This is a genomic window from Sutcliffiella horikoshii (genome assembly GCF_019931755.1).
Taxonomy (GTDB): domain Bacteria; phylum Bacillota; class Bacilli; order Bacillales; family Bacillaceae_I; genus Sutcliffiella_A; species Sutcliffiella_A horikoshii_E.
In genome coordinates, this window is sequence record NZ_CP082918.1 from 3,325,559 (window position 1) to 3,349,232 (window position 23,674).

21 protein-coding genes are annotated in these 23,674 nt (G+C 41.1%); 6 read left to right on the forward strand and 15 right to left on the reverse strand.

The window, feature by feature from the left end; all coding sequences use genetic code 11:
• Nucleotides 1-11 precede the first annotated feature (11 nt).
• A complete protein-coding gene (gene ytpR / locus K7887_RS16975) occupies nt 12-623 on the reverse strand; it encodes a YtpR family tRNA-binding protein (RefSeq protein ID WP_223493682.1) in 612 nt (203 codons plus the stop codon).
• A gap of 196 nt (nt 624-819) precedes the next feature.
• Nucleotides 820-1,629: a DUF1444 domain-containing protein gene (locus tag K7887_RS16980; protein ID WP_223490763.1), complete on the reverse strand. Its 810-nt coding sequence runs from the start codon at nt 1,627-1,629 to the stop codon at nt 820-822.
• A 659-nt stretch (nt 1,630-2,288) separates the two neighbouring features.
• On the opposite strand from K7887_RS16980, the gene K7887_RS16985 reads away from it, so the two are divergent.
• Nucleotides 2,289-6,668: a S8 family peptidase gene (locus K7887_RS16985; protein ID WP_223490764.1), complete on the forward strand. Its 4,380-nt coding sequence runs from the start codon at nt 2,289-2,291 to the stop codon at nt 6,666-6,668.
• A 57-nt stretch (nt 6,669-6,725) separates the two neighbouring features.
• Here K7887_RS16985 and K7887_RS16990 read toward each other — a convergent pair whose 3' ends face one another.
• Together K7887_RS16990 and K7887_RS16995 are read right to left on the reverse strand one after the other, a co-directional pair.
• Nucleotides 6,726-7,037, reverse strand: coding sequence for a thioredoxin family protein (locus tag K7887_RS16990; RefSeq protein ID WP_223493683.1), 312 nt, complete (start codon nt 7,035-7,037; stop codon nt 6,726-6,728).
• 7 nt (nt 7,038-7,044) lie between these two features.
• Nucleotides 7,045-8,058, reverse strand: coding sequence for a PTS sugar transporter subunit IIC (locus tag K7887_RS16995; protein WP_223490765.1), 1,014 nt, complete (start codon nt 8,056-8,058; stop codon nt 7,045-7,047).
• Between the two features lie 203 nt (nt 8,059-8,261).
• Here K7887_RS16995 and K7887_RS17000 point away from each other — a divergent pair, with 203 nt between their 5' ends.
• On the forward strand, nt 8,262-10,427 hold the full coding sequence (locus K7887_RS17000) for a methyl-accepting chemotaxis protein (RefSeq protein WP_223490766.1): 2,166 nt from the start codon (nt 8,262-8,264) through the stop codon (nt 10,425-10,427).
• 481 nt (nt 10,428-10,908) lie between these two features.
• Here K7887_RS17000 and K7887_RS17005 read toward each other — a convergent pair whose 3' ends face one another.
• Nucleotides 10,909-11,427 carry a hypothetical protein gene (locus tag K7887_RS17005; protein WP_223490767.1) on the reverse strand — a complete coding sequence of 173 codons (519 nt, stop codon included), beginning with the start codon at nt 11,425-11,427 and terminating at the stop codon, nt 10,909-10,911.
• A gap of 169 nt (nt 11,428-11,596) precedes the next feature.
• Here K7887_RS17005 and K7887_RS17010 point away from each other — a divergent pair, with 169 nt between their 5' ends.
• A complete protein-coding gene (locus tag K7887_RS17010; RefSeq protein WP_223490768.1) occupies nt 11,597-12,037 on the forward strand; it encodes a YtoQ family protein in 441 nt (146 codons plus the stop codon).
• An 11-nt stretch (nt 12,038-12,048) separates the two neighbouring features.
• Here K7887_RS17010 and K7887_RS17015 read toward each other — a convergent pair whose 3' ends face one another.
• Nucleotides 12,049-12,588, reverse strand: coding sequence for a DUF84 family protein (locus K7887_RS17015; protein WP_223490769.1), 540 nt, complete (start codon nt 12,586-12,588; stop codon nt 12,049-12,051).
• A 469-nt stretch (nt 12,589-13,057) separates the two neighbouring features.
• On the reverse strand, nt 13,058-14,128 hold the full coding sequence (locus K7887_RS17020; RefSeq protein WP_223490771.1) for a M42 family metallopeptidase: 1,071 nt from the start codon (nt 14,126-14,128) through the stop codon (nt 13,058-13,060).
• A gap of 244 nt (nt 14,129-14,372) precedes the next feature.
• On the opposite strand from K7887_RS17020, the gene K7887_RS17025 reads away from it, so the two are divergent.
• Entirely contained in the window at nt 14,373-14,684 is a 312-nt protein-coding gene (locus K7887_RS17025; protein WP_223490772.1) for a PepSY domain-containing protein, read from the forward strand.
• Nucleotides 14,685-14,721: 37 nt separating this feature from the next.
• Here K7887_RS17025 and K7887_RS17030 read toward each other — a convergent pair whose 3' ends face one another.
• Both K7887_RS17030 and trmB read right to left on the reverse strand, forming a co-directional pair.
• Nucleotides 14,722-15,570 (reverse strand): YtnP family quorum-quenching lactonase, encoded by an 849-nt coding sequence (locus K7887_RS17030; RefSeq protein ID WP_223490773.1) that lies wholly within the window; start codon nt 15,568-15,570, stop codon nt 14,722-14,724.
• A 94-nt stretch (nt 15,571-15,664) separates the two neighbouring features.
• Complete coding sequence (trmB, locus tag K7887_RS17035; RefSeq protein WP_223490774.1) at nt 15,665-16,306, reverse strand: tRNA (guanosine(46)-N7)-methyltransferase TrmB; 642 nt, start codon at nt 16,304-16,306, stop codon at nt 15,665-15,667.
• Between the two features lie 143 nt (nt 16,307-16,449).
• On the opposite strand from trmB, the gene K7887_RS17040 reads away from it, so the two are divergent.
• The gene (locus K7887_RS17040) at nt 16,450-16,728 is read left to right on the forward strand and encodes a YtzH-like family protein (protein WP_010195396.1); all 279 of its coding nucleotides are present in this window, start codon (nt 16,450-16,452) and stop codon (nt 16,726-16,728) included.
• Here the strand turns inward: K7887_RS17040 and K7887_RS17045 are convergent.
• The 6 genes from K7887_RS17045 to thpR all read right to left on the reverse strand — a co-directional run bounded on the left by K7887_RS17045 (nt 16,723) and on the right by thpR (nt 22,549).
• Nucleotides 16,723-17,523: a phosphotransferase family protein gene (locus K7887_RS17045; protein WP_223490775.1), complete on the reverse strand. Its 801-nt coding sequence runs from the start codon at nt 17,521-17,523 to the stop codon at nt 16,723-16,725. The genes K7887_RS17040 and K7887_RS17045 overlap by 6 nt on opposite strands.
• A 170-nt stretch (nt 17,524-17,693) precedes the next feature.
• On the reverse strand, nt 17,694-19,844 hold the full coding sequence (pulA, locus tag K7887_RS17050; RefSeq protein WP_223490776.1) for a type I pullulanase: 2,151 nt from the start codon (nt 19,842-19,844) through the stop codon (nt 17,694-17,696).
• Between the two features lie 105 nt (nt 19,845-19,949).
• Nucleotides 19,950-20,885 carry an NERD domain-containing protein gene (locus K7887_RS17055; protein ID WP_223490777.1) on the reverse strand — a complete coding sequence of 312 codons (936 nt, stop codon included), beginning with the start codon at nt 20,883-20,885 and terminating at the stop codon, nt 19,950-19,952.
• A gap of 16 nt (nt 20,886-20,901) precedes the next feature.
• Complete coding sequence (locus tag K7887_RS17060) at nt 20,902-21,591, reverse strand: LrgB family protein (RefSeq protein ID WP_223490789.1); 690 nt, start codon at nt 21,589-21,591, stop codon at nt 20,902-20,904.
• A complete protein-coding gene (locus tag K7887_RS17065) occupies nt 21,581-21,967 on the reverse strand; it encodes a CidA/LrgA family protein (protein ID WP_223490790.1) in 387 nt (128 codons plus the stop codon). The genes K7887_RS17060 and K7887_RS17065 overlap by 11 nt, the downstream gene beginning before the upstream one ends.
• A 24-nt stretch (nt 21,968-21,991) precedes the next feature.
• On the reverse strand, nt 21,992-22,549 hold the full coding sequence (thpR, locus tag K7887_RS17070) for an RNA 2',3'-cyclic phosphodiesterase (RefSeq protein ID WP_223490792.1): 558 nt from the start codon (nt 22,547-22,549) through the stop codon (nt 21,992-21,994).
• A 182-nt stretch (nt 22,550-22,731) separates the two neighbouring features.
• On the opposite strand from thpR, the gene cysK reads away from it, so the two are divergent.
• Nucleotides 22,732-23,670, forward strand: a complete 939-nt coding sequence (cysK, locus tag K7887_RS17075) for a cysteine synthase A (protein WP_223490794.1) — start codon at nt 22,732-22,734, stop codon at nt 23,668-23,670.
• Nucleotides 23,671-23,674: the final 4 nt, after the last annotated feature.

Below are 23,674 nucleotides of genomic sequence, written 5' to 3' on the forward strand. Positions count from 1 at the left end.
GCATCTCGGAATTAACTTAAAAACGGTTGTCCCGCTTCATATTTTCCAGCTTCTAAAACAAGGATGCCTTTTTCAGCCGGTGCGTCGGGAAGATCGAGTTCTTTCGCCGAACAAATCATTCCTGAGGATGCAACGCCTCTCAGTTCTGCATCTTTAATGACAAGTCCGCTAGGCATCACTGCTCCGACCTTTGCCACTACGACATATTGCCCGCTATCCACATTGGGGGCACCACAAACAATCTGAAGTACTTCTGTCCCTACATCCACTTTACATACGCTTAGTTTGTCTGCATTTGGGTGTTTCTCCTTTTCCGTCACATGTCCTACGACAAATTTGGGGCTGAGGTCGGGATTAAGTGTTTCCTTTACACCATTTTCGTTCAACGCTTTATTAAGTTCTGCAATCAGGTCTTCTGTCAGGTTAACTGGGCCTTTGAAGTCGTTGACTGCTACATATTTGGATGCATTGAAAAGGTTGTATCCTGCTATTTCTTTTGTTTCTTTATCTATAATCTTCGCAATGTCTCCGGTTTTTTCTACCATTCGATTGTTTAAATTGATTTCTTTTATGTAGATTAGTAGTGTGTCGCCTATGCCTTCTTGGTTATAGTACACGTTAATGGTCATGTTTTTCTTCCTTTCTTATATAAGATAAGAGTAGCTTTGACTTCCAGTTTCCTTGCGTTCCAGGTGTTCGCTTTCTGCGGGAAGGTGCTTGAGCCTCCTCACTTCGTTGCGGGGTCTCAACCAACCTTTTCTCCCCCGCTGGAGTCTCACACCTTGCACTTCAGTCAACTGGGGGTATATATTTACTTACTTATTTATTTTTTTTGTTGTCTTTTCCCAGGATGAATATTGGTTCTAGTTCTCCTTCTTCATAAAGGAAGGACAGGGCGGTTATCGGGATTTTGCCGTTTACGAAAAAGCTCATGGTCAGTTCGGCAAGGATATCATAGCCTACTTCGTTTTGAATATCTGAAAGTATCAAAACATCCTGATGAGGAACAGATACAGTCATCGTTCCAGATACTTGCTTCTTAAAGGAATCTAAGAAAGAGTCGTTTAATATTCTGCTTGCATCGTATCCATCATTGGAACGAACAAAATAAAAGGTATTTCCTGCGACCACATCTTCTTTCATATTTGTCGGAAGCGATCTAACATTAAACATGGCCATTTCTTTAATGGTGTTCTTGGTTAAATTCTCTCTTTGAAGAAGTTGCTCATCAATTAATTTATAGGACTTTCCCAAATCTACCGCATAGTAAATTCTAGTTTCCGCTGTATGGTCATCATAAACCAACGGAATGTCATTACTTGTCGTTGGAAATGAGGTAGAGCGGATAACAGGATAGATATGGCGTTCCGCACCATTCAATTGAACAGGCATCTTCATGCTTGTTAGAGCTTCTTTGACATAATACACATATTCTTCAATCGCATTTAAATCATTTGATTGTTCGTATTTTGATAGCACACCCTGCAGTGAGATAGAGATTCCCTTTTGCGTTTCCTTATCTTCAACCCGTAAGGATTCTTTTTCTCGATCATATGTAAATACCCAGTTTGGATGGGATAATTTCTCTTCCATTAATCTTTTAATTTTAAGTACTGTCATTTTTTCCATGAGAAACAATCCTTTCTCTCTATTGCTTACCCTTTATTGTACAACAAATCAATGAAAGAATGTAATTGTCGAAGTCTGTTTTATAAAAAGAAGTCTAACATGTCATGTTCCATCTTCATTTTCTTTACTTATTGACTACATACCCCTTTCTACCTGTACTTCATCCTCCAAAAGGCCTTAAACACCTGTTGATTGTCTGAAACTTAGTGCTCAAATTGACATCCTTTATTCTTTTAGGAATAGAGAGGCTAGTAGATTTTGCTTGTTTTTCAGTAGAGTGTAAAATATTGGAGGCTTCTAGGACATTCCCACTATTAACCATCCCTCTGTTAAATAATGACTATATATAACGTTAACCCTTATTACATAGAATTATTTTACAATTTTACTTCGTTTTGTCACTTTTTATCCAACCTCTACCAATTCCCTATATTGAAAAACGTGTCTCTTACTAACGGACTATTTTTAGAATATTCTGATACTTTTCCTCTTATTTCGACACTATTCTTCTACACACTTTATTAATCTTTAATTGTCACCGAGATTACTCCTACATAGCGCAAGACTCTACCTTCTCAATTGGCAGGTAGACATTTTCTAAAGGAAAAGGGGGGAGATTCATCGGTTTTTTTGTATTTAATTTTAAAGGGGGATGTTGAATGAGTAGGAAGAACAAACGTAATTTTGCTAGAGTATTCAGTATCATTATGTGTTTATTACTGATCGCCCCAAGCTTTATCCCTGGTACAGCTTCTGCACAAGGGACCAAAGCTTCCGTCTCTTTGGGTGAATCTAAAGAAGTGATGGCAAGTAAAATAACGGATCGCTTATCGACCCAGTTTTCCAAAGATGGGGAAAAGGTTACCTTCCTTATCAAATTTAAAGAACAGGTAGATACGCAGGCAGTAGCTGCTAAAGCTGTGGAAGCAGCAAAGGCACAAAAAGCTTCTGCTGGACAAGAAAAACTGATGAAACGTAATGCTGTTGTCTCTGAGTTAAGAGCAACATCAATCGAAACCCAAGCAAATGTAAAAGAGTATCTTGAAAAAGCGGTAGCAGATGGAAAAGCAAAGGACATCCAATCCTTCTATGTAGTAAACGGTATGGCCGTTACTGCTACGAAAGAAGTAATGGAAGAGCTTGCTAGATTCCCAGAAATCGAAAAGCTTCTACCAAACGAAGTACGTCAGTTAGACCCAGCGGCAGAAGCAGCTGCTACAACTGAAATTGAAGTAGAAGAAAAGCCTGCTGCAGGCCTTGAGAACATTGAGTGGGGCGTTGCCCAAATCGGTGCTCCTCAAGCATGGGAAATGGGTGTTGACGGTCAAGGCACTGTAGTTGCAAGCATTGATACTGGTGTTCAGTGGGATCACCCGGCATTAATGGAAAAATATCGCGGCTACAATGGCGGTAGTGCAAACCATGAGTACAACTGGTTTGATGCTACTCCTGCAAACCAATCCACTCCTTACGATGATGACGGTCACGGTACGCACGTAACAGGTACGATGGTCGGTGCTGAGCCGAACGGATCCAACCAAGTTGGTGTTGCTCCTGGAGCAAAATGGATCGGCGTTAAAGCATTTACTCCATCCGGTGGTACGGACGTTGCCCTTCTTGCAGCTGGTGAATGGATTCTAGCTCCTAAAGATGCTAGCGGAACTCCAAACCCTGCAATGGCTCCGGACGTTGTTAACAACTCTTGGGGCGGCGGACCTGGTTTAGATGAGTGGTACCGTCCAATGGTTCAAGCATGGGTTGCAGCTGATATCTTCCCTGCATTCGCAGCTGGAAATACGCGTATCGGAAACCCTGGTGGTCCTGGATCTGTTTCCACACCTGGTAACTATCCAGAATCTTTTGCAACTGGTGCAACGGATGTAAACATGAACCTTGCTAGCTTCTCTTTACAAGGTCCATCTCCTTACGATGAAATCAAGCCTGAAGTATCCGCACCTGGAGTTGGAGTTCGTTCTTCCTTCCCTGGAAACGAGTATGGCGCTGCTAGTGGAACTTCCATGGCAAGCCCGCACGTAGCTGGTGTGGTTGCATTACTAAAGCAAGTTAACTCTAACTTGACTGTGGCAGACATTGAGGAAATCTTAATGACTACTGCAACGGAAAGAACAGATTCCAACTTCCCTGACTCTCCAAACAACGGATATGGCCATGGTATCATCAATGCATTTGATGCTGTATCTTCCATCATTTCCGGTCTTGGAAAAATCAAAGGGCAAGTTGCAAAGGATGGAGAAGATAGCGAAGCTCCAACTTTTGAACATACAGCACCTGCTGAAACTTATGCTGGCATGAATTTGCCTCTAAGCATTCACGTTCAGGATAATGTAAGTATTTCTTCTGTAACACTGCAATATCAAAACACTGCTGGTGAGTGGGTTGACCTTGCTGCAGAGCGTGCATCTGGCTCTTACAATGACGCTACTTACACAGCATCCATTCCTGGTGATGACATTGATGAACCTTCCGTATCTTATCGTTGGCACATTGTTGACTTCGGTGGCAATGAAGTAACATCTGATACGTACGAAGTAAGTGTTCAACCAGGTATTACACTAGGGTATTCTACTGATTTTGAATCAGATCCTGTAGGTTGGTATTCTTTCGGAGCTAATGACGTTTGGGAATGGGGTGTACCAACAAGTGGCCCTGAATCCGCAAACTCAGGCGAAAAAGTATTTGCTACAAATCTTGCGGATAACTATGGTAATAGCGCAAACATGACACTAGTAATGCCTCCTGTTGATCTTCCTGCTGACAGCCCGGCTTACTTGCAGTTCATGAATTGGCATAACCTTGAAACTCGATATGATTTTGGTCATGTGTTTGTATCCACAGACCAAGAAAACTGGACTCAGTTATTGCGCTTTGACGGTGCAACTACAGAATGGCAAGCACGCGAAGTCGACCTTTCTGAATATGCTGGACAGCGAATTTATATCGGCTTCAATGTAACAACTGACGGAAGTGTTGTACGACCTGGCTGGTACATTGACGATGTAGCATTATCTGCAGAATCTAATGCAACAGAGTCTGCTTCCACTCAGCTTGAAGTAACGAAAGAAGAGAAAGTTGAAGTAAAAGAGGAGCAAGTAAATCCTGATAAAATTCATCCGGTTGCTACTCCTGAAAAAGAAGAAGCTGTGAAAGATGAGGTTAACCCGGCGGCACTTCCATTACATGCTCAAGTGACTGTATTGGAAACAAACCGTTCTGTTAACACAAATCCCGCGAACGGCTATTACGAGCTTTTACATGCTGCAGGCACATTCACTGTAGAAGCTGCAGCTTATGGATATCATCCAGCTCAACAAACAGTTGAAATCGCTCCTGACGGTGAGGCTACTGCAAACTTCGTCTTAGACGAAATTGCAAAAGGAACCGTTACTGGTACGGTAACAAACAGCGCTACAGGTGAACCTGTTGCCAACGCAACCTTGATGCTTGTTGAAGATGCAGCTATTGCACCTGTAACAACTGATGAGAACGGAAACTTCTCTATTACTGCTTATGAAGGCGACTACACGCTACGTGTTATGGCTCCTTCTTATTACAGTGAAAATGTGGAGATTTCCATTGAAGGAGACGCTACAACAGAACTTGACATCGAATTACGCCCATTCATCGGATATCCTGGTGAAATCAGCTATGACGATGGCACTGCTGAAAATGCCCGTGCTTTCTACGATGCCGGAAACGGTTGGGCAGTAAAAATGTCCCTACCTGAAGGTCAAAACAGTGCACTTGTCACTGGTGGATTATTCCGATTCTGGGATACTACATGGCCAACTCCTGGTGGTACAGACTTTAAAGTAGAGGTTTGGGATGCATCTGGTACTGATGGAGCTCCTGGATCCAAGCTTGCTGGACCATTTGATGGAACAGCACTTCGTACAGGCGAATGGACGACAGTTGACTTAGCTGAGCATGGAATCATTGTAGATCAAGACTTCTACATGGTTTACATCCAGTCTCAACCAAATCCGAATGCTCCTGGACTTGGAACTGATGAAGATGGACCAAACGCTGGCCGCAGCTGGCAATATGTAGGTGGTGCATGGTCTCCTGCCCCTGAGGAAGAAGGGAACTACATGATCCGTGCATTGGTTAACTTTGAAGTAACAGCACCTACCATTACTTCTCCTGCTGATGGAACTTACACAAATGAATCGACTGTAACGGTGGAAGGTAACGCATCCCCGACAACAACGGTTCATGTAATGAACAACGGCGAAGAAGTTGCAACAGCTACAGCTTCTGAAGAAGGAACGTTTGCAGTGGATATTGAGCTTGCTAACGGAGAAAACGTGTTAACAGCTAAATCTTCCACTGAAACAGGCGAGACAGAAGAATCTGCACCTGTAACAGTTGTTCTTGATCAGGACAAACCTGAGCTTGCCATTACTAGCCCTGAAGATGGTTCCAAAACGAACCGTGAAACAGTTACTGTAACAGGAACTGTAGCAGATGAAAATCTTGATTTTGTAAAAGTCAACGGAAAGAAAGCTTCTGTTGAAGATGGCACATACTCTCTAAGAGTAATGCTTGAAAATGGAGAAAATAACATTCGTGTTGTTGCTCAGGACTTAGCCGGCAACCGTAAACGACAAGATGTAACGGTTTATGCTAACTACGATGCGCCTGAAATCACCAACCTGAAGCCAGAAGAAGATAAGCACTTAAGCGCCGGTGAATCTGTGAAGATTGAATTCAACAGTGAAGAAGGCCTTCGTGCTACATTCTCTATCCGTATGCCATTAACAAATGCTTCCATGATGATGCAAGGAAACGATGTAAACAACACAGTAAGCAATGCAGTTGAACTTCCATTGATGGAACAATCTCCTGGCTATTATGTAGGATATTGGACTGCTACTTCTAGCGTCGTGGCAAGTGGAGCAGAAATCGAGGTTAAAGTATCTGATGACTTCGGTAATGTGACTCGTGCAATTGCAGACGGTAAGCTGTTCATCAATGATGGAAATGATGGTAGTAAAAAAGGTAAAAAGAAAAAGAACTAAGTAAAAGAAGAGGAGCAGGCACCCACGGGACACCGTGATTGCCTGCTCCTTTGTGAATTATAACGAAGCAACAAATGCTTCAATTTCTTCTTGCGTTTTACGGTCTTTGCTCACAAATCGGCCTGCTTCTTCTCCCTTTTTAAAACCAACAAAGCTCGGAATTCCAAATACGCTCAATTCAGCACAAAGATCAATAAATTCATCTCTATCCACGTAAATAAACGTATATTCATTAAACTTCTCCATGATTTCAGGCAAAACTGGTTCAATGACGCGGCAGTCCGGACACCAGTCCGCAGAAAACATAAACACCACATTTTTCTCACTTTTTAATTGGTTGAATTGCTCCAAGGATTGTAGCTTTTCCATCAAAACATCACCCTCCAATATTTATTTTCATATCGCCTTCTTTAATGAAAGCTTTCTTTCTCATCCATTCAGATATTGCTAAACTTACCACAGCAGGACCTAAAATGTGAAGTAACACGACTTTAATAAGAACGGACACAGAGAACCCCATAGCCGTAAAAGTCATAATCTGACCAACCAATCCGCTCGTCCCCATCCCAGCCCCTTCTTTTACATTTGTCATTTGAAATATTGTCGTACCGAGTGGAGCAAATATCATACCCGCAATGGTAGGCGGGATGATGATCAGCGGATTTCTGATAACATTTGGCACTTGCAGCATGGAAGTACCTATTCCTAACGCCAGCAGACCTGCCATTTTATTTTCGCGATAACTGCTTACTGCAAATCCAACCATTTGAGCTGCACATCCAATGGTTGCCGCCCCCGCTGCAATGCCTTCAAGTCCCAACATCAAAGCAATGGCCGCACTTGATATAGGTGCTGTCAAAGCCCACCCCATCAGAACCGCTACCAAAATCCCCATCACTATTGGCTGCTGTTCAGTGGCCCACATGATTAAAGAGCCTAGTGAATTCATGCCAGCATTAATCGGAGGACCAATAAAGGTTGCAACAAGGAATCCCGTCGTTATCGTTACAAATGGCGTAACTAAAATATCCACTTTCGTCTCTTTTGAAACCATCTTCCCCACTTCCGTTGCCAATAAAGCTGCAACGAAACTTCCTGCAGGTCCCCCTAATTGAGCACCGGCAGCTCCTGCAATAAGGGCAGAAAACAGCACCAATGGAGGCGCCTTCAAACCATAGGCTACAGCTGCCCCTATCGCCGGGCCCATCAAACTCATTGCCAAGATACCCATGTCTGTGAAGAATGTCCATCCTGCCTGATCCCCGATCGTTTTGATAATCAGACCGATGATCAGCGAGGAGAACAGCCCGAGCGCCATAAAGCTCAGACCATCAATAAAGTAAACCCTTGGCGATAGTGATACTCCTTTTTTATGTAGAAAAGATCTCATATTCTCACTCTCTCCTTATATATTTCCTACCTGCTTTACATTAATAATACCGAATCGTTGTCGATATATACTAGTAGATATTCAAGCTTTTGTTAAAAGGTTGTTGTGAATTTTGTAGAATTATGTCTATAATTACTTTAAAATATCAGACTTTTAACAAAACATATAAAATTCGAAAGTCTTTTATGTTTTAGGGGGGTAACATGAAAACTATTAGAGGTAGAGTTAGATTTATTTTATTGACTGCCATTACAGGACTGATCATTGTACTATTATTCAATTTCTTTTTCTACTTTACGCAATCTGCTGAAAAAGAGCAAGAAGCAGCGTTGTTTGAAGCGGTAAATGGAAGCAAAGAAATTAAGTTCGCTTTTTCAGATACTCGAAAGAATGAACAAGAGTTTTTAAGAATACCAAGTGACGAAACATCCGTTGCAATAAAAGAAAACTTGGAAAACATTAAGCAGGATGCATCCAGGTTGCAACAACAATTCGCAGAATATGAGGAAATTGCCACTCGATTTGAACAAATCGAAGCAGCAGCTACTAACTATTTGACCGAATTTGTACCACTAGAAGAATTATATAAAGAAATAGGTTATACAGAGTTTACAGGACTTCAAGGAGAAATGAACGGAAACGTTCGAAATTTGGTTATCAATGTGCGCGGTGCCAATCGGGAAGAATTAAATGCAACATTGATGAACCTTCGATTATATGAACAACAATACTTAGCCACAAAACAAGAAGCAAGATATAGAGATTTTATGAAAAGTTCCGAAACGTTCAAAGAGCAATTGGCTGAAACCGATTTGCCCGATTCACAAAAGAACGGACTTTTGGAGCTTTACAACCCATACGTTCAGGCTATGACAGATTTATACAATAACTACAATTCCTCTTACGGCTTCGTTAGGAATTTTGAAGAAATAAGTAATGGCGTGGAGCAAAGTGTGAATGAAGTAGAAGCTGCGGTAACAGATTTGCAGTCTACCATACAAGCAGAAGCAAATCAGAAATTGCAGACGATCATGTTGCTAACACTAATAATTAGCGTACTACTTTTGGTTTTCTTAAGCACCACTGGCTATTTCTTAAATAGAAAAATAGCCTCCTCTATTCGTTCGTTAAAGGATGGTGCATCAAAAATCGGAGAAGGCAATTTCGCCTACAGGGTACCTATCACAACGAAAGATGAAATGGCGGACTTAGCGGTAACCTTCAATGCAATGGCCGAAAAGGTGCAAGTTTCACTTTTAAAAGTGATGGAAGCGACAGATAAGCTGCAGTCCTCCTCACAAAACCTTGCCGCGATTTCAGAAGAGACGACTGCCCAATCCACAGAAGTGAACGAGGCCATAAAACAAGTGGCCATTGGTTCAAGTGAACAGGCACTTCATCTCGATGAAAGTACGGATATCCTGAAGCGAGTGAAAGCTGCAGTAGAACAGGCAAACCAATTGAGTATCGACATTAAGACAAAGGCCGATCATGCAAGAACAATGGGAGAAGATGGGCTAACAGTGGTAAAGGATTTATATAACTCTTCCGAACAATTCCTTGAACTTGCCAACCATCTAACAGAACGAGTGCAACAAGCTACAAAGCAGTCACAACAAATTAATTCCATCGTTGGCACCATCCAGGAAATTGCAGAAAACACGGACCTTCTTGCACTGAATGCTGCAATCGAATCTGCACGTGCAGGTGAAGCCGGCAGAGGTTTTGCAGTGGTGGCACAAGAGGTTAGAAAATTGGCTGAACGCTCCAAACATGAAGCATTGTCCATTAAAAAGTTAGTAACAGAAATGGGCAAGCAAATGGGCAAGCTTTCAGACGATGCACTACAATTCAATGAATACAGGGATCTCCAACAGGAATCCGTCAATCAAACGAAAACATCTTTTGAAAAAATTGCCGGAAATGTCATGGAGATAAACCATAAAGTAGATGATGTGCAGGAAGCAATTGTCCATGTAACAGAATCAAACAAACAGCTGGAAGAAAAATTATCAGAAGTACATTATATTTCCGAAGAGGCAGCCGCAACTTCCGAACAGGTAAGTGCTTCAAGCGAACACCAAATAATTGCAATCGAACAAGTCAACGAAGCAGCAATCTCCTTATCGGATATTGCCAATGAACTTCAAGAAGAAGTCAGTCAGTTTACTGTGGAAGATGATAACGCACTGTTTGAAGAAGAAACAGATCACGTCGAGGAAAAACTTGATTCGGAAGAGTTAGAAGAAGACACTTCAACCAATTATTCTGATGACGAAGAAGACCTAAAAGAAAAATGGATACACGAAGAAGCTGCAGCCTCAATCGAACAAACCGCAGCAACTGAGGAAAAAGAAAATAAACAATAAAACGAACAAAAGGTTTGCCTTCTAAATAGAGGCAAACCTTTTTTATTAGTGAACAAAATCGCTAACGCAACCTAAAACCACGTCCCAAGATCTTAATCTCTTGGGACGTTTTCACGCTTTTTTCATAGCTTTTAAATATTGCCTTGGCCGGATCTTTTCTTTGCTCTCATCTTTGACTGTTTCATTAAAATCCCTTGTCACCCATGGCTTCATAATGGCGATGAGGACCTCTCTCCTCCTTATTTCTCGTCACTGATGTCTTCATAACGGCAATCAGGACCTCTCTCCCCCTGATTTTACGTCACCGAGGTCTTCATAACGGCAATCAGGACCTCTCTCCCCCTGATTTTACGTCACCGAGGTCTTCATAACGGCGATCAAGAATTATTCTGAAGACTATTCACAATTTGATTATTTTAAAATTCACTAAACAATAAAAAAAGAATACTCCAGGTTTCCCCTTCGTATTCTTTACTTACACTTATTTAATTTCCACAGAAGAAATAATCTCCATCATGCTCTTCGTACTCGCTTCCATATTGCTTGTATCTGTTACCGTTGTCATCTTCACGCCGCCTAATCCTACTGTCACCTCATAAAACTCTTCCTCTTCCCCATCAACCGGAGAAATCAGCAAGTAACTTAAACGATCGTCCTCTGCAACTGTATGATCTACCAATAAATCAGAAAGGTTCACCTTTGTAGAATCATATAATACCTCTGAATCTTTTGGTTCAAAAGGGTTTACAAATAAAAGGTAGGTTTGCTCGTCCTGTGTAAAAACAATATTGTTCTCCGATTCCGAATCAATGGAAAACCCAGTGGGCAAATGATAAGCAAATATATCTGTATCCTCAGTAGTCTCTAGTGGTTGCGCCTTAAATGTTCCCTCAAAAGTATCAACAGATTTTTGTGTGGCGTCTTCAATTGAGACAGAACATCCGGTTAAAAATAGTAATGATAAAAATAAAATAGAAATAATGGCTCTTCCAAAACTCAAACTCTCCACTCCCCTTAGTACAATAAGACTAGAAAACACACACTAAACCTATCATACCTATAAATCTTTACCCTTGACAAGGATAAGTTGGAATTATCACTTAATTCCCCTATTTATGATAGACTAGAAAATAGTAAAATAACAAGAGGTACTATTTGGAGGGATTGTCATGAAATTTACTGTTTACCTTGCTGGTGAAATCCATACTAGTTGGAGAGAAGAGTTAATAGACAAAGCACAGGCACTGGATCTTCCGTTAAAATTCGTTGGACCAATGACAGACCACGAGCGCTCAGACAACATAGGAGAAGCGGTTATGGGTACGCAGCCAAGCTCTATTGCGAAGGACGAAGCAGCTTCTCAAATTAATAATCTTCGTACAGAACTCTTAATGAAAAAGTCTGATCTTGTCATTGCTTTATTTGGAGAAAAATATAAACAATGGAACACCGCAATGGACGCAAGTGCAGCTATCAGTCTTCAAAAGCCACTTATCTTAATTCGTCCGGAAAACCTTCATCATCCATTAAAAGAGTTATCCAATAAAGCAAATGTAACGGTTGAAACAGTCAATCAAGCCCTAAAAGTACTTACCTATGTATTAGAGTAGAAGCAGGCCCTTTATGCCTGCTTTTTCTCATTAAATCTCCATTGTCCCATCAACAGCTTACTAACATGCTGGAACATTTCCATCCTTGAAACAGCACCGTCTGTAAAGATTCCCAATGCTCCTTCATGTTTCCTGATGTCTTTCCGCTTACAGTACTCATCCATTAAGTCACCAAGCTCTTTTCCTGCTAGGAGCTCCTCTTTGAAGGCATCAGGTAAAGGTATTCTAGCACCACCAGCTATGTACTCCCTGCCGTCTTTAGACACAAGCGCTCCCCAATTACAGACCATTACTTCTGAGGATGGTGTGGAACCAAGAACAACGCCACCTTCAAGTCCGATGGCAAAGTCTGCATCCACACTATTTTCTAGTGCATTTCTCGCTCGTTGCAATGCACCATTGACAGTTTCTTCATCTGACAGCGGCTGATTACTTACCCCTGAATCTACCTCCAAAGCAACGGTCTCCCAGTCCTCAAATCCAAGATTAATCAGTTCCTGTTGAACCGCCTTATATTTAGCAGGGTTACTTGATCCCACTATTACTTTCATCTTTATCTCACCTTTCAATTTCACCATCTAATAATGACTTTAGTTGTTTGTTTAATCTACGCTGTTCCTTTCCGCAAATGGCTTCGCTTTCCTAGGGACGCCGCTGGAGCCTCCTCGGCTTTGCCTGCGGGGTCTCCACCTTGCGTTATCCCCCTCAGGAGTCTTCGCCATTTGCTCCAATTCACAGCTAGGAATTACTTAAAACATTGATATTTTTCAGTTATCTAGTTTAGATAATCTTCGTTAACCTTTATGTGAATGAAGTCACCTTGTTGATTGGAGTGGAAGGCGCGCAGACGCCCGCGGGAGGAAGGGACAGGTGAGACCCCACAAGCTGCAAGCCGAGGAGGCTCACGGACCGCCCGCAGGCAAGCGAAGCGCCTGGAACGGAAATCAACGTATTTATACTTTCATCTCTTTTAAAAAGAAAAACGATGAGGTTTCCCCATCGCTTCCCTACATTATATAATTATCGGCTTCTGATTGAGTCTACTGTGGATTGATCTGCAGATTTTACTAGTTTGACAATAAGCTCTCTTGCTGCAGCATAATCATCCACATGGACCATGGAAGCATGTGTGTGGATATAGCGTGAACAAATTCCCACCACCGCTGAAGGTACTCCCTCATTGGAGGTGTGAACACGACCTGCGTCTGTGCCACCTTGAGAAATAAAATACTGGTAAGGAATACTGTTAGACTCTGCAGTATCCAATACGAAATCTCTCATACCAGTGTGTGTCACCATGGAACGGTCATAAATGCGCAATAATGCACCTTTGCCTAAATGGCCGAATTCCTTTTTATCACCAGTCATATCGTTTGCAGGTGAAGCGTCCAGTGCAAAGAAGATATCAGGCTTGATCATGTTCGCAGCCGTCTGTGCTCCACGTAAACCTACTTCTTCCTGAACAGTAGCTCCCGAGTAAAGGATATTTGGTAAGGTCTCACCTTGAAGATCTTTCAATAATTCAACAGCAAGTCCGCAGCCATAACGGTTATCCCAGGCTTTAGCCAGAATCTTCTTCTCATTTGCCATTGGTGTGAATGGACAGATAGGAACAATCTGTTGGCCTGGTTTGATACCGATGTTAATCGCGTCCTCTTTATTGTCGGCACCGATATCAATTAGCATATTTTTAATGTCCATTGGCTTGGCACGTTTCGCTTCATCCAAAAGATGCGGAGGAATCGATCCAATAACTCCGACAACTGGACCATTGTCTGTCATTACTTGCACACGTTGAGCAAGCAAGACTTGGCTCCACCAGCCTCCAAGCGTTTGGAATCTTAACATTCCGTTTTCTGTAATGGAAGTGACCATAAAGCCTACTTCATCCATGTGGCCTGCGACCATGACAGTTGGGCCGGTTTCGTCGCCTTTTTTCACTCCGAATATACCGCCAAGACGATCTTGTACCACTTCATCCGAGTACTTTTCCAATTCACTGCGCATAAATCGGCGAACATCATGCTCAAATCCAGGTGCACCTTGCAGCTCCGTTAACGTTTTAAATAAAGTCAATGTTTCCTGATTCAACTAAGTCAGCTCCTTTTTCCAAACCTATATGTAGAATTATCCATTATACTTCGTTAGATTATCGAAATATTTTAACTATATTGTATCGAACTTTCTCTATTGTTTCCAGCTTTAGCATGACATTTATTTGTTTTACAAGTTATACTATTAGTAAGATAGGCAGAATCAATTCAATTCATCAGCTACTCCCATTTGAAAAGGCTTACGTAAAATAAGAGTATGATATTCGGAAGGATGATACGATATGAAATGGAAAGCACTTCTAATCGGTGCTGGAATTGGTGCAGCAGCCGCATATCTATTTACTGAAGCATCAAAGCAGCAAGCCATAAAACCTGAAAAAGCTTTAAAAATTGCCAAGGCAGCTTTTAAAAAGCGCGGCCCTGTTGATGGCTCCTGGATCCAGATGGTGCCTGAAACGATTATACGAAATGATATGTCCTACTCCATCTACAGAGGCGGAATTTCCCGTAGAATAGACGACGTATTGGAGCAGTATGAATTTATCGTCGACAAGAATACGGGCGTCATATTGGATGTTAATCAATTAAAATGACCACATGCCTGGCAGCTAAAAAACTGCCAGGCCTTTTTTATCTTTTCCGTTCTACTTTTTCTTGTATTTCATAAGATTCATTCCATTTTACTGCGCGGTAATATGCATCATGATAAAAGGTAAACCACGCATTACGTCTTATTCCCTCTTTGATCCACTTCTCTTTTGCTTCAATAGACGTCATTGGATAATCATCATAAGCAAGGACCCATAAAGACGGGGAATGGGCGTGGGTAGGCATGAGATCTGCCATATGAATAAGGCTTTCCTCCCCTTGTGTCATTTCAATGATGGCATGTCCATCACTATGCCCGCCGGTATGTATCATTTTGATTCCGTTGATGATGGTTATCTCTTCTTGAAATGTTTTTACCTGTTCTTCAATGCCTTGCCAGTTCATTTCCCAATAGGTATTTCTTGAACGAATATTAGGGTTTCTCATTTCATTCCATTCGACCTCAGAGGCATAGATGGTTGCATTCGAAAATACAGATACATACTTATTTTGTGCCGCATCCCATTTTGTAAGTCCGCATACATGGTCAAAGTGCAGATGAGTCATGATGATGGTATCTATGTCTTCTGGCCTTAACCCGAGTTTTTGCAGGTCTCCTTCTACAGACGACTCTTCCGTTGCCCCGAAATTGCGTCTTTGTTTGTCGGAAAGCTTTCCTTTACCAAGTCCTGCCTCAATCAGGATATTGCCTTCCCCCGTTTGAATAAGGATCGGGTCCGTTCTTAGCTCTATTTGATTTTTATCATTTACAGGATACCTTTTTGACCATAAAGCCTTTGGTACCACACCGAACATTGCTCCACCATCAAGGTGAGTCACTCCACCGTTCAACCAAGTCAGCTTCCACTTACCAAATGTTAGCGTTTCCATTTTACGTCTCTCTCCCTTTATGAAAAGTTATATGTATGAGTTTATTGTAACAAAAAAAGCGCCTTCTCACTAACGGAAAAGGACGCTTCGTTATTTATTCAGGATATTTAACCTCACAACGATAAATAGGGAATCCCTTGTTAGAGAACTTCTCCTCATATTCCGTCATGATATTGCCTTCAAACTCACTATTATGAAGATCTAGACTAACATACTTTAACAGTAACCCGTACTCAGAAAAGCTCATCAATGAATACTCAAAAAGACCACGGTTATCTGTTTTAAAGTGAATCTCTCCTTGTGGAACCAAAACTTCTTTATACAGATCCAAGAATCCTTTGTAGGTTAATCTTCTCTTTTCATGTCGAGTTTTCGGCCAAGGATCAGAGAAGTTCAAATAAACTCTGTCCACTTCACCGGCCTCAAAATATTCAGCTAGCTTTTGCGCATTAACATTCAACAGTTTAACGTTAGGGATATCAGCCTCTACTGCTTTTTCCAATGCTTTGACAATGACACTTTCAAATAATTCTATGCCTATATAATTTATAGTCGGATTTGCTTTTGCCATTTCCGTAACAAATGTTCCTTTTCCCGTTCCCACTTCAATGTGAATCGGGTTGTTATTGCCAAAAATTTCACTCCACTTTCCTTTGTGGCTTTCAGGATTTGGAATGCAATAAAAGGAATTTTCAGCAATAAAATCTGCTGCCCACGGTTTGTTTCTGAATCTCATGTCGTATGGTCACCTCGGCGTTTTAATAGTTTAAAGTCGATGACAGAAAAAAACCGATCGCGATGGACCGATTCTTTTGTCGTGTATAAGAATGATAAATAAACAAAGGCTAGTACATATATAAAATAAAGGAGTGCTGACAAATGCCGTTAAATTATCATGATCAAATACATCTTCTAAAGGATATTTTGGCGGATCATCAAATTGATTGTTGCGGTTCTGTTGCTGAATATGAGCAGTTGGAGCGAGTCATCAAATCATTAATGGTCAATAATGAAATTGATCAGAATGTAAAAAACATTCTACAGGACATCTATTCCTACAGCCAAGCTGGCATCAATTCCAGTAATGACCATGATCACAATCAACTTCATCAATCAAAATTCACCAATTGGATCGATAGCATCGACCAATACTCATAGTTCAACCGGTAAAAGTCTTTCCAGATAGTTCAACCAGTTTTGTTTCTCTTTTTCAATATCTTTATGGTGATACCATTGTACGGAAAGAATAGTCTGTGCTATCACGTACCAATGCATACGGTGGCGCAAATCGTCTGTCAATGGTATCCCATATGTGGAAAGCCAGTCATTCCACTCTTGTTCTGGGATATACCAATATAATAACATGCATAAGTCAATGGCCGGATCCGCTATAACAGCCCCATCCCAATCAATTAAGAAAAGTTCCTGATTATCGGAAAGCAACCAATTGTTATGATTAAGATCACAATGACAGACAACCTTATCTTTGAACTGGACATTTTTAATTTCCTTCGTTAGGAAATCGAGTGATTTTTGAATCACATCCAAAGAAAAGAGTTCTAAAGCCATCCCATTTTTTATGTCTTCCAATATTGTCGATGGCTCCACAGGTTCTTTTCCCAATCGAGTCAGCATATCAAGCAACTCTTTGGAGTGGTGAATCTTGTGAAGAAGCTGAGCCACTGTTTCCATATTCATGTCGTTTGGTTTAAGCTCTCTCGCACTTATCCAATGCTGAGCCGTAATGACATCTCCATTTTCCAGGCGTTTTGTCCAGACCAATTTCGGGACAATCCCCTCTGCTGAAAGAACAGCCAAAAATGGCGATGAATTTCTTTTAAGGAAGAGCTTTTTCCCTTCATTTTGAGCGAAATACGCATCTCCCGTCAAACCACCCGCAGGACTGATTTTCCACTCATCACCTAATAAATGTTCCAACCATTTCACCTTCAATTTCAACACAACTTTTCATTATCAAATATTAGAAAAGCGCAAGCGCTATATAAGAATTTTCATATTAACATCTTTTTTTAAGCAAAAAAACAGCTATTGAACAATTTCACAATAGCTATCTTTTAAATTTTATCGTTATTTCCCAATTAAATCAAGTCCTTGTGTAACAATTAATATTGTGCCAACACAACAGTGCTGATAGGTGGCACTTGTATTTCTTTGTTTACTTTGCGGATTGGCGAATCGCCTGCTGTACTGCCTTCAACAAGAACTTCCCACTCTCCTGACAATGGAAGGGAGACGTTTTCTGTATTCGTCCCGTTATGGAAAACAATGAGGAAATGGTTGTACTTTCCATACTGTTTCACGTCACTGAGATGATACATGAGCATACTTCCTTTTTCATAAGGAAAGCGCACATGTTTTTTTATTTCCGTAACTGTCGATAAGCGTAAAGCTTTATGTGCCTTTCGAAGCGAGATGAGACCACTCACATAGTCCACATTCTCTTCGTACCGCTTTTTTCTTTCCCAATCCAAGCTATTGACGGAATCAGGGGATTTATAACTGTTTTCCTCTCCGCCTTTTGTCCGGAAAAATTCTTGCCCTGCATGAAGAAACGGTATACCTTGAGACAAGAGAATGACCGAAGTGGCAAGGCGATGACGCTTAATTCTCGTTTCTTCATCTTCATGACTATTACAGACAGCCATTTTATCCCACATGGTGTGGTTGTCATGGGATTCAATATAGTTGATTGATTGCGTAGGCTCAAGGAAAAGTCCTTTATGGTTCGGCTCAATTTGCACACTACCTGCAAGCGATTGTTTCAATAGAGTTGTTTTGTGGGTATTGCCAAGCGCAAATCCCCTGTCAAACAAGTTAAACGTACTACCTTTTATTGAATCACGAACCATATCATTAAAGAATGAGATCCCCGGCATCTTCTTTGCATTGAGAATCATTGCTTTACGGTCAGCCGCTAAAGGGGTGTTCAGCTCCCACCCTTCCCCAAGGATTATGGCTCCTGGTTTGATGATGGATACCGCCTCTTTTACTGCATTCATTGTCTGAACATCTAATATTCCCATCAAGTCGAATCGAAAACCATCTACATCATATTCCTGCAACCAATATCGGATGGAATCCAGGATAAACTTGCGAACCATTTTTCGTTCAGATGCAATGTCATTTCCTACTCCAGTTCCATTTGAAGGCATACCGTGCTCATCATGGCGAAAATAATAACCAGGCACTATTTTTTCAAAAGAGGAGTCTTCTCGGACATACACGTGATTATAGACGACATCCATAATCACCCTCAAGTCTTTATGGTGCAAGGTATTAATTAGATTTTTAAGTTCCAAAATTCTAGAGTAGGGATCATTCGCATCTAGCGCATAGCTTCCTTCTGGCACATTGAAGAGAAGAGGATTATAGCCCCAGTTATAGTCCTTGTCAGGTTCTGCCTCGTCCACTCCACCAAAATCATTTAATGGCAATAACTCAATATGAGTAACTCCAAGACTTTGGAGATAAGAAACGCCTGTAATACCAATATCAGACTCTTCTATTTGATCTTCTGTAAAAGCGGCATATTTACCTTTATGTATCATTCCGCTTTTTGGATGAGAGGAAAAGTCTCGTACATGCAACTCATAGATAATGGCATCTGTTGCATCCATAAAAGGAAGCATTGGCACTTTTGGAACGTTTATTCTTTCTTTATCAATAATCACGGCCGCCTCACTATTTATCGTGGAGGCAATTGCATAGGGATCAACCGCTTCCCTCCATACAAGGTTTACGCAAACAAGGTAGGTGTAATGAAAACCTTCTAAATCTCCCTGCACCGTAATCCGCCATATCCCCTTCTCCTCACGTATAAGGCTATAGAAGATGCCTTCTTTACTTTTGGGAGCTACAAGTTTTATTTTCACTGCAGAGGCCGTCGGTGCCCATAGGGTAAATGAAGTTTCCCCTTTTTGGTATAGCGCTCCAAGATCATCCTTTTCATAAAAGAATGCTTCATCAAAGGCTTCCGAGCGAATAACCGCTCCTATTTGCAAATCAGTCTTTCTGCCATGTTCATCTAAAATCATATATTTAGAACCGATGGAGATTGGTGTATTTGTTTTACATATATATTTAACCGAGTTCTGGAGTGTTTTTCTATCTATAATCTCAAGCGGGTAGGTAGATTCTTGGTTTGTTAGGGTAAAGAAAGCTGATTCTCCGTTATAACTTCCGCTAGGCAAAAGAATAGTGATCTTATCCATTTCATCTAAATAGGCGTCAAATTCTCTTTTGATGAAAATCATGCATTTCCCTCCCTGTCTTTTAACGTTTGTTTCTTCTCAAAATGACCGTTTTCTATACTATTCAAGCATAGTCGCAAGCTTGACATCTATTCATATAATTCTCCATTATTGCCATTCCGGTCTGTCAATATAAGTGGACTGACAATGAGAAAGCAAAGCCCCAGCCGCTTTTAGCTGACTATGTTTCAAAGGGAGTTTGTTAGCCCGCATTTTCTCAAACCATTTGGTATATGTACGTTTATCTACCACTTGTACATCTGTTGGCCCATCCGTTATGTCAATATATCCTTTAGGGTGCAACAAAAGCTTGGTAACAGGCAGGCTTACATCGTACAACGGAAGGATATTTTTAATAATAGATCCCATCCGGTTCAAACTGATTGTGGGATTTACTATTTTTCTTTCCTTCTCCTTCTCACGGATGGACCAGAAGCGCTCATTATTTCCTAAAACCACACTCTCTTCTTGCTCCTCCATATAAAAAAGAGCAAAGATTTCGTTTGGGGTAACGAGGATAATTTCGAGTTCCACTGGCGCATGTTTTACTAGAAAGATAGGTTTATACATAACAAAAAACGTATCGGGAAACCTCTGCAAAAAGTACTTCAGTAACGTTTCTCGTTTATAATTCTTTTGCAGATAAGACATTTCCCGGATGGTCGAACTTGCCCATTTTAGCTGTAGCGGAAGAATGGAATCAAGAAATTGCTGCTTTCTCTCCTCAGGTGTCTTACTGCCGGTGATACTCGGAAGTTCCCATTCTTCGTCATGGTTGGCATCAATGGTACCTGTGAACAGCTCTTCCGCTTGTTCCTTTTTCTTGAAAGACTTCATGAGGCTGATCAGCTTATTATCTTTTGAGGAAGAGGTATCTTCCGTTAGAGCAATATGGGAAGGACTCTGTGCATCAACCGGATTTCTCAACATCTCTTCATATGTCTTCCATTGTTGCTTTTTCAACCTGATATATTGATTAGGATAGCGATATATATCGGCTTCATAACGTGTGATATAATCTTGTAATTTTATTAGTTGTGCCAATGGGGGTCACTCTTTTCTATAATAAATAATGAATTGCAACAGGCAGTATCAAAGCGTAAAGGATTGCGGAAAGTGTCATGCTGATGGAACTGAATGCCGCCTCTTCTTCCCCATATTCCATCGCTTTAGCAGTACCAATCCCATGTGCAGCACAGCCAAGTCCCACTCCAACCCCTAAATAATGCGTTATCCCAAGAAACCTCATTAAGGTGGGACCGAACAGTGCACCTAAGATACCGCTTAATATAACAAGTGCTGCAGCTAAGCTTGGTATTCCACCGGTAAGATCTGCAATTTCCATTGCTATGGGGGAAGTCACAGACTTTGGAAGGAATGAAGAAGAGTACATAGAAGGTAGGCTTGCCACCTTTACATAAATAAACCCAGTAATCATTCCGACAACTATTCCAGAAGATAATCCTGCAATTAACGGGATCCGATAACGTAAAATTTTTGCACGTTGGTGGTAAAGCGGGTATGCAAGTGCGACAACCGCAGGTCCGAGCAATTCCTGGATCCACCAGCCTCCCAGCATATATGTATCATAAGATATATCAGTCAAAAGCAATCCTATAATGATTAATAGAGTCGTAGTGGCGACAGGATTGAATAATGGCATACGGAATCGATCATAAACATGCCTCATTGCGAGAAAAACCAGGTAGGTGATAAGGATGAACAAGAAACCGTACCAACTATTCATCATCCATCACTCCCGTTGCTTCTGTCTTATTATCGACGGATGCTGCCGCTTTTTGAGCAATCAACCCCGAACTTACCAGAACCATAATTGTGCCAACTAAAAGGGCAAGCAACATGATTAGCCCTTCTATTTGTGATAGAAATCCAAAATGATTCATGACTCCTACTGTGGCCGGGACAAAAAACAACGGGAGATATACTAGCAGTACATTCGCTCCACCCTGCAAATATTTCTCCTTTACAAGGCCTGTTAAAAGCAAGATAAGCAATAAAACCATTCCGATAATACTACCCGGAACGGGGATATCGAAAGTATTCTGTAACACTACACCAATTTGATAAAACAAATAAAAAACTGCTACTTGAATTAATAGTTTCATTCCCCTCATTTTCTAATCCTACTCCTATACTAATGAAAAAATTTCCTTTTCTTCATATTTTGGCAATCTGTTTAGATGGGTTTCATACAAAATGATATCGTTCACCTCAAAAGTCTCTTTCTGCGAACTGTGTACAGGAAGCAGATTATGATCTATGGATCCTGGTCCCTTCCACTTTCTTGCTACGGTTATATGAGGATGAAAAGGCCGTGTGTCGAGTTGAAGTCCAACCATTTCACAGGCATCATATACTGATTTTCGCAGTAGATTCAGCTCGGTTGACTTTTCAATACCGTACCAAAAAATCCGTGGCGACTGGGGGTTTCCAAATGTTCCAAGATCACTTAAGGTGAGCGAAAAACGTTGATGATTTGTGACTGTTTCCTTAAGCAGTGTTGTCAGCTTATCCTTTTGACCTTCTTCCAAATCACCTAAAAATGCGAGCGTGATATGAAGGTCTTCCGGATGCACCCATCTTGTAAATGGAAAGTGGCTTTTTAATTCTTTCTTATATAAATGAAACGCTTCCTTTAACGGTTGTGGAAGTGGTACAGCAACAAAATAATGAGTCTGTGTAGTCATTTTCTCACCCTTCTTATTTTACCAGATATCTTCTATTGTCTTGCATATTATCTTAGCACCAAACAGACGATATAGTTAGTTTAATCTTAATCCCATGATAAGCCATGTGCTTAGTCCGTTTTTATATTTTATGATACAATACGTTTTATTAGAGTCATGAAAGAGAAAGGTTGTGCGTAGTAGTGAAGGTTGTTTCAAATATGGCTGATTTAATTGGAGATACTCCACTTGTCAAGTTGAACCGCATTGTGCCTGAAGGAGCGGCAACAGTATATCTAAAATTGGAATTCCAAAACCCCAGCGGCAGCGTAAAAGACAGAGCTGCGTTTAATATGATCATCCAGGCGGAAAAGGATGGCCTTATCAAGCCTGGAGCAACCATCATTGAACCAACTAGCGGTAATACCGGAATTGGTTTGGCGATGAATGCCGCAGCAAGGGGATATAAGGCAATATTAATCATGCCAGATACCATGTCAAAAGAGCGGATTAATTTACTAAAAGCATATGGTGCAGAGGTAGTATTGACACCGGGTGATGAAAAAATGCCAGGTGCTATTAAAAAAGCGCAGGAATTGGTGAAAGAAATTCCAAACAGCTTCATGCCGATGCAGTTTGAAAACCATGCCAATTCAGATGCTCACAGAAAGTCTACGGCACTCGAAATCATTGATGGGATGGAACAAATCGGCAAGCCGTTATCCGCTTTTGTCGCAACTGCTGGTACGGGCGGGACCATTACCGGAACTGGAGAAGAGTTGAAAAAGCATTATGAAGGATTGACGGTTCATGTCGTGGAACCTGCAGGATCACCTGTCCTTTCCGGCGGTAAGCCCGGAAAACATAAGCTTGTTGGAACTAGCCCTGGGTTCATTCCAGATATCTTGAATCAGGAAGTATACGATGAGATTTTCAAGATTAAAGATGAAGACGCATATGAAATCACTCGTAAGCTCGCTCGTCATGAGGGCATATTGGTTGGGCCGTCTTCAGGTGCTGCTTGCTATTCTGCGATTGAAGTGGCCAAAAGGTTGACTCCTGATGATGTAGTGGTATGTATCGCATGCGATACGGGGGAAAGATATTTGTCTACGGACCTTTTTGAATTTGAAAATGAATAAACGA

What these genes read in the sequence shown, in the direction of transcription:
- K7887_RS17065 (WP_223490790.1), bottom strand. Translation starts at nt 21,967, where the DNA reads ATGAAACTATTAATTCAAGTAGCAGTTTTTTATTTGTTTTATCAAATT.
- pulA (WP_223490776.1), bottom strand. Translation starts at nt 19,844, where the DNA reads ATGATTTTCATCAAAAGAGAATTTGACGCCTATTTAGATGAAATGGAT.
- K7887_RS17000 (WP_223490766.1), top strand. Translation starts at nt 8,262, where the DNA reads ATGAAAACTATTAGAGGTAGAGTTAGATTTATTTTATTGACTGCCATT.
- K7887_RS16990 (WP_223493683.1), bottom strand. Translation starts at nt 7,037, where the DNA reads ATGGAAAAGCTACAATCCTTGGAGCAATTCAACCAATTAAAAAGTGAG.
- thpR (WP_223490792.1), bottom strand. Translation starts at nt 22,549, where the DNA reads ATGACTACACAGACTCATTATTTTGTTGCTGTACCACTTCCACAACCG.
- K7887_RS16980 (WP_223490763.1), bottom strand. Translation starts at nt 1,629, where the DNA reads ATGGAAAAAATGACAGTACTTAAAATTAAAAGATTAATGGAAGAGAAA.
- K7887_RS17040 (WP_010195396.1), top strand. Translation starts at nt 16,450, where the DNA reads ATGCCGTTAAATTATCATGATCAAATACATCTTCTAAAGGATATTTTG.
- K7887_RS17010 (WP_223490768.1), top strand. Translation starts at nt 11,597, where the DNA reads ATGAAATTTACTGTTTACCTTGCTGGTGAAATCCATACTAGTTGGAGA.
- K7887_RS17025 (WP_223490772.1), top strand. Translation starts at nt 14,373, where the DNA reads ATGAAATGGAAAGCACTTCTAATCGGTGCTGGAATTGGTGCAGCAGCC.
- trmB (WP_223490774.1), bottom strand. Translation starts at nt 16,306, where the DNA reads ATGAGATTCAGAAACAAACCGTGGGCAGCAGATTTTATTGCTGAAAAT.
- K7887_RS17030 (WP_223490773.1), bottom strand. Translation starts at nt 15,570, where the DNA reads ATGGAAACGCTAACATTTGGTAAGTGGAAGCTGACTTGGTTGAACGGT.
- K7887_RS17060 (WP_223490789.1), bottom strand. Translation starts at nt 21,591, where the DNA reads ATGATGAATAGTTGGTACGGTTTCTTGTTCATCCTTATCACCTACCTG.
- K7887_RS17015 (WP_223490769.1), bottom strand. Translation starts at nt 12,588, where the DNA reads ATGAAAGTAATAGTGGGATCAAGTAACCCTGCTAAATATAAGGCGGTT.
- K7887_RS16995 (WP_223490765.1), bottom strand. Translation starts at nt 8,058, where the DNA reads ATGAGATCTTTTCTACATAAAAAAGGAGTATCACTATCGCCAAGGGTT.
- K7887_RS16985 (WP_223490764.1), top strand. Translation starts at nt 2,289, where the DNA reads ATGAGTAGGAAGAACAAACGTAATTTTGCTAGAGTATTCAGTATCATT.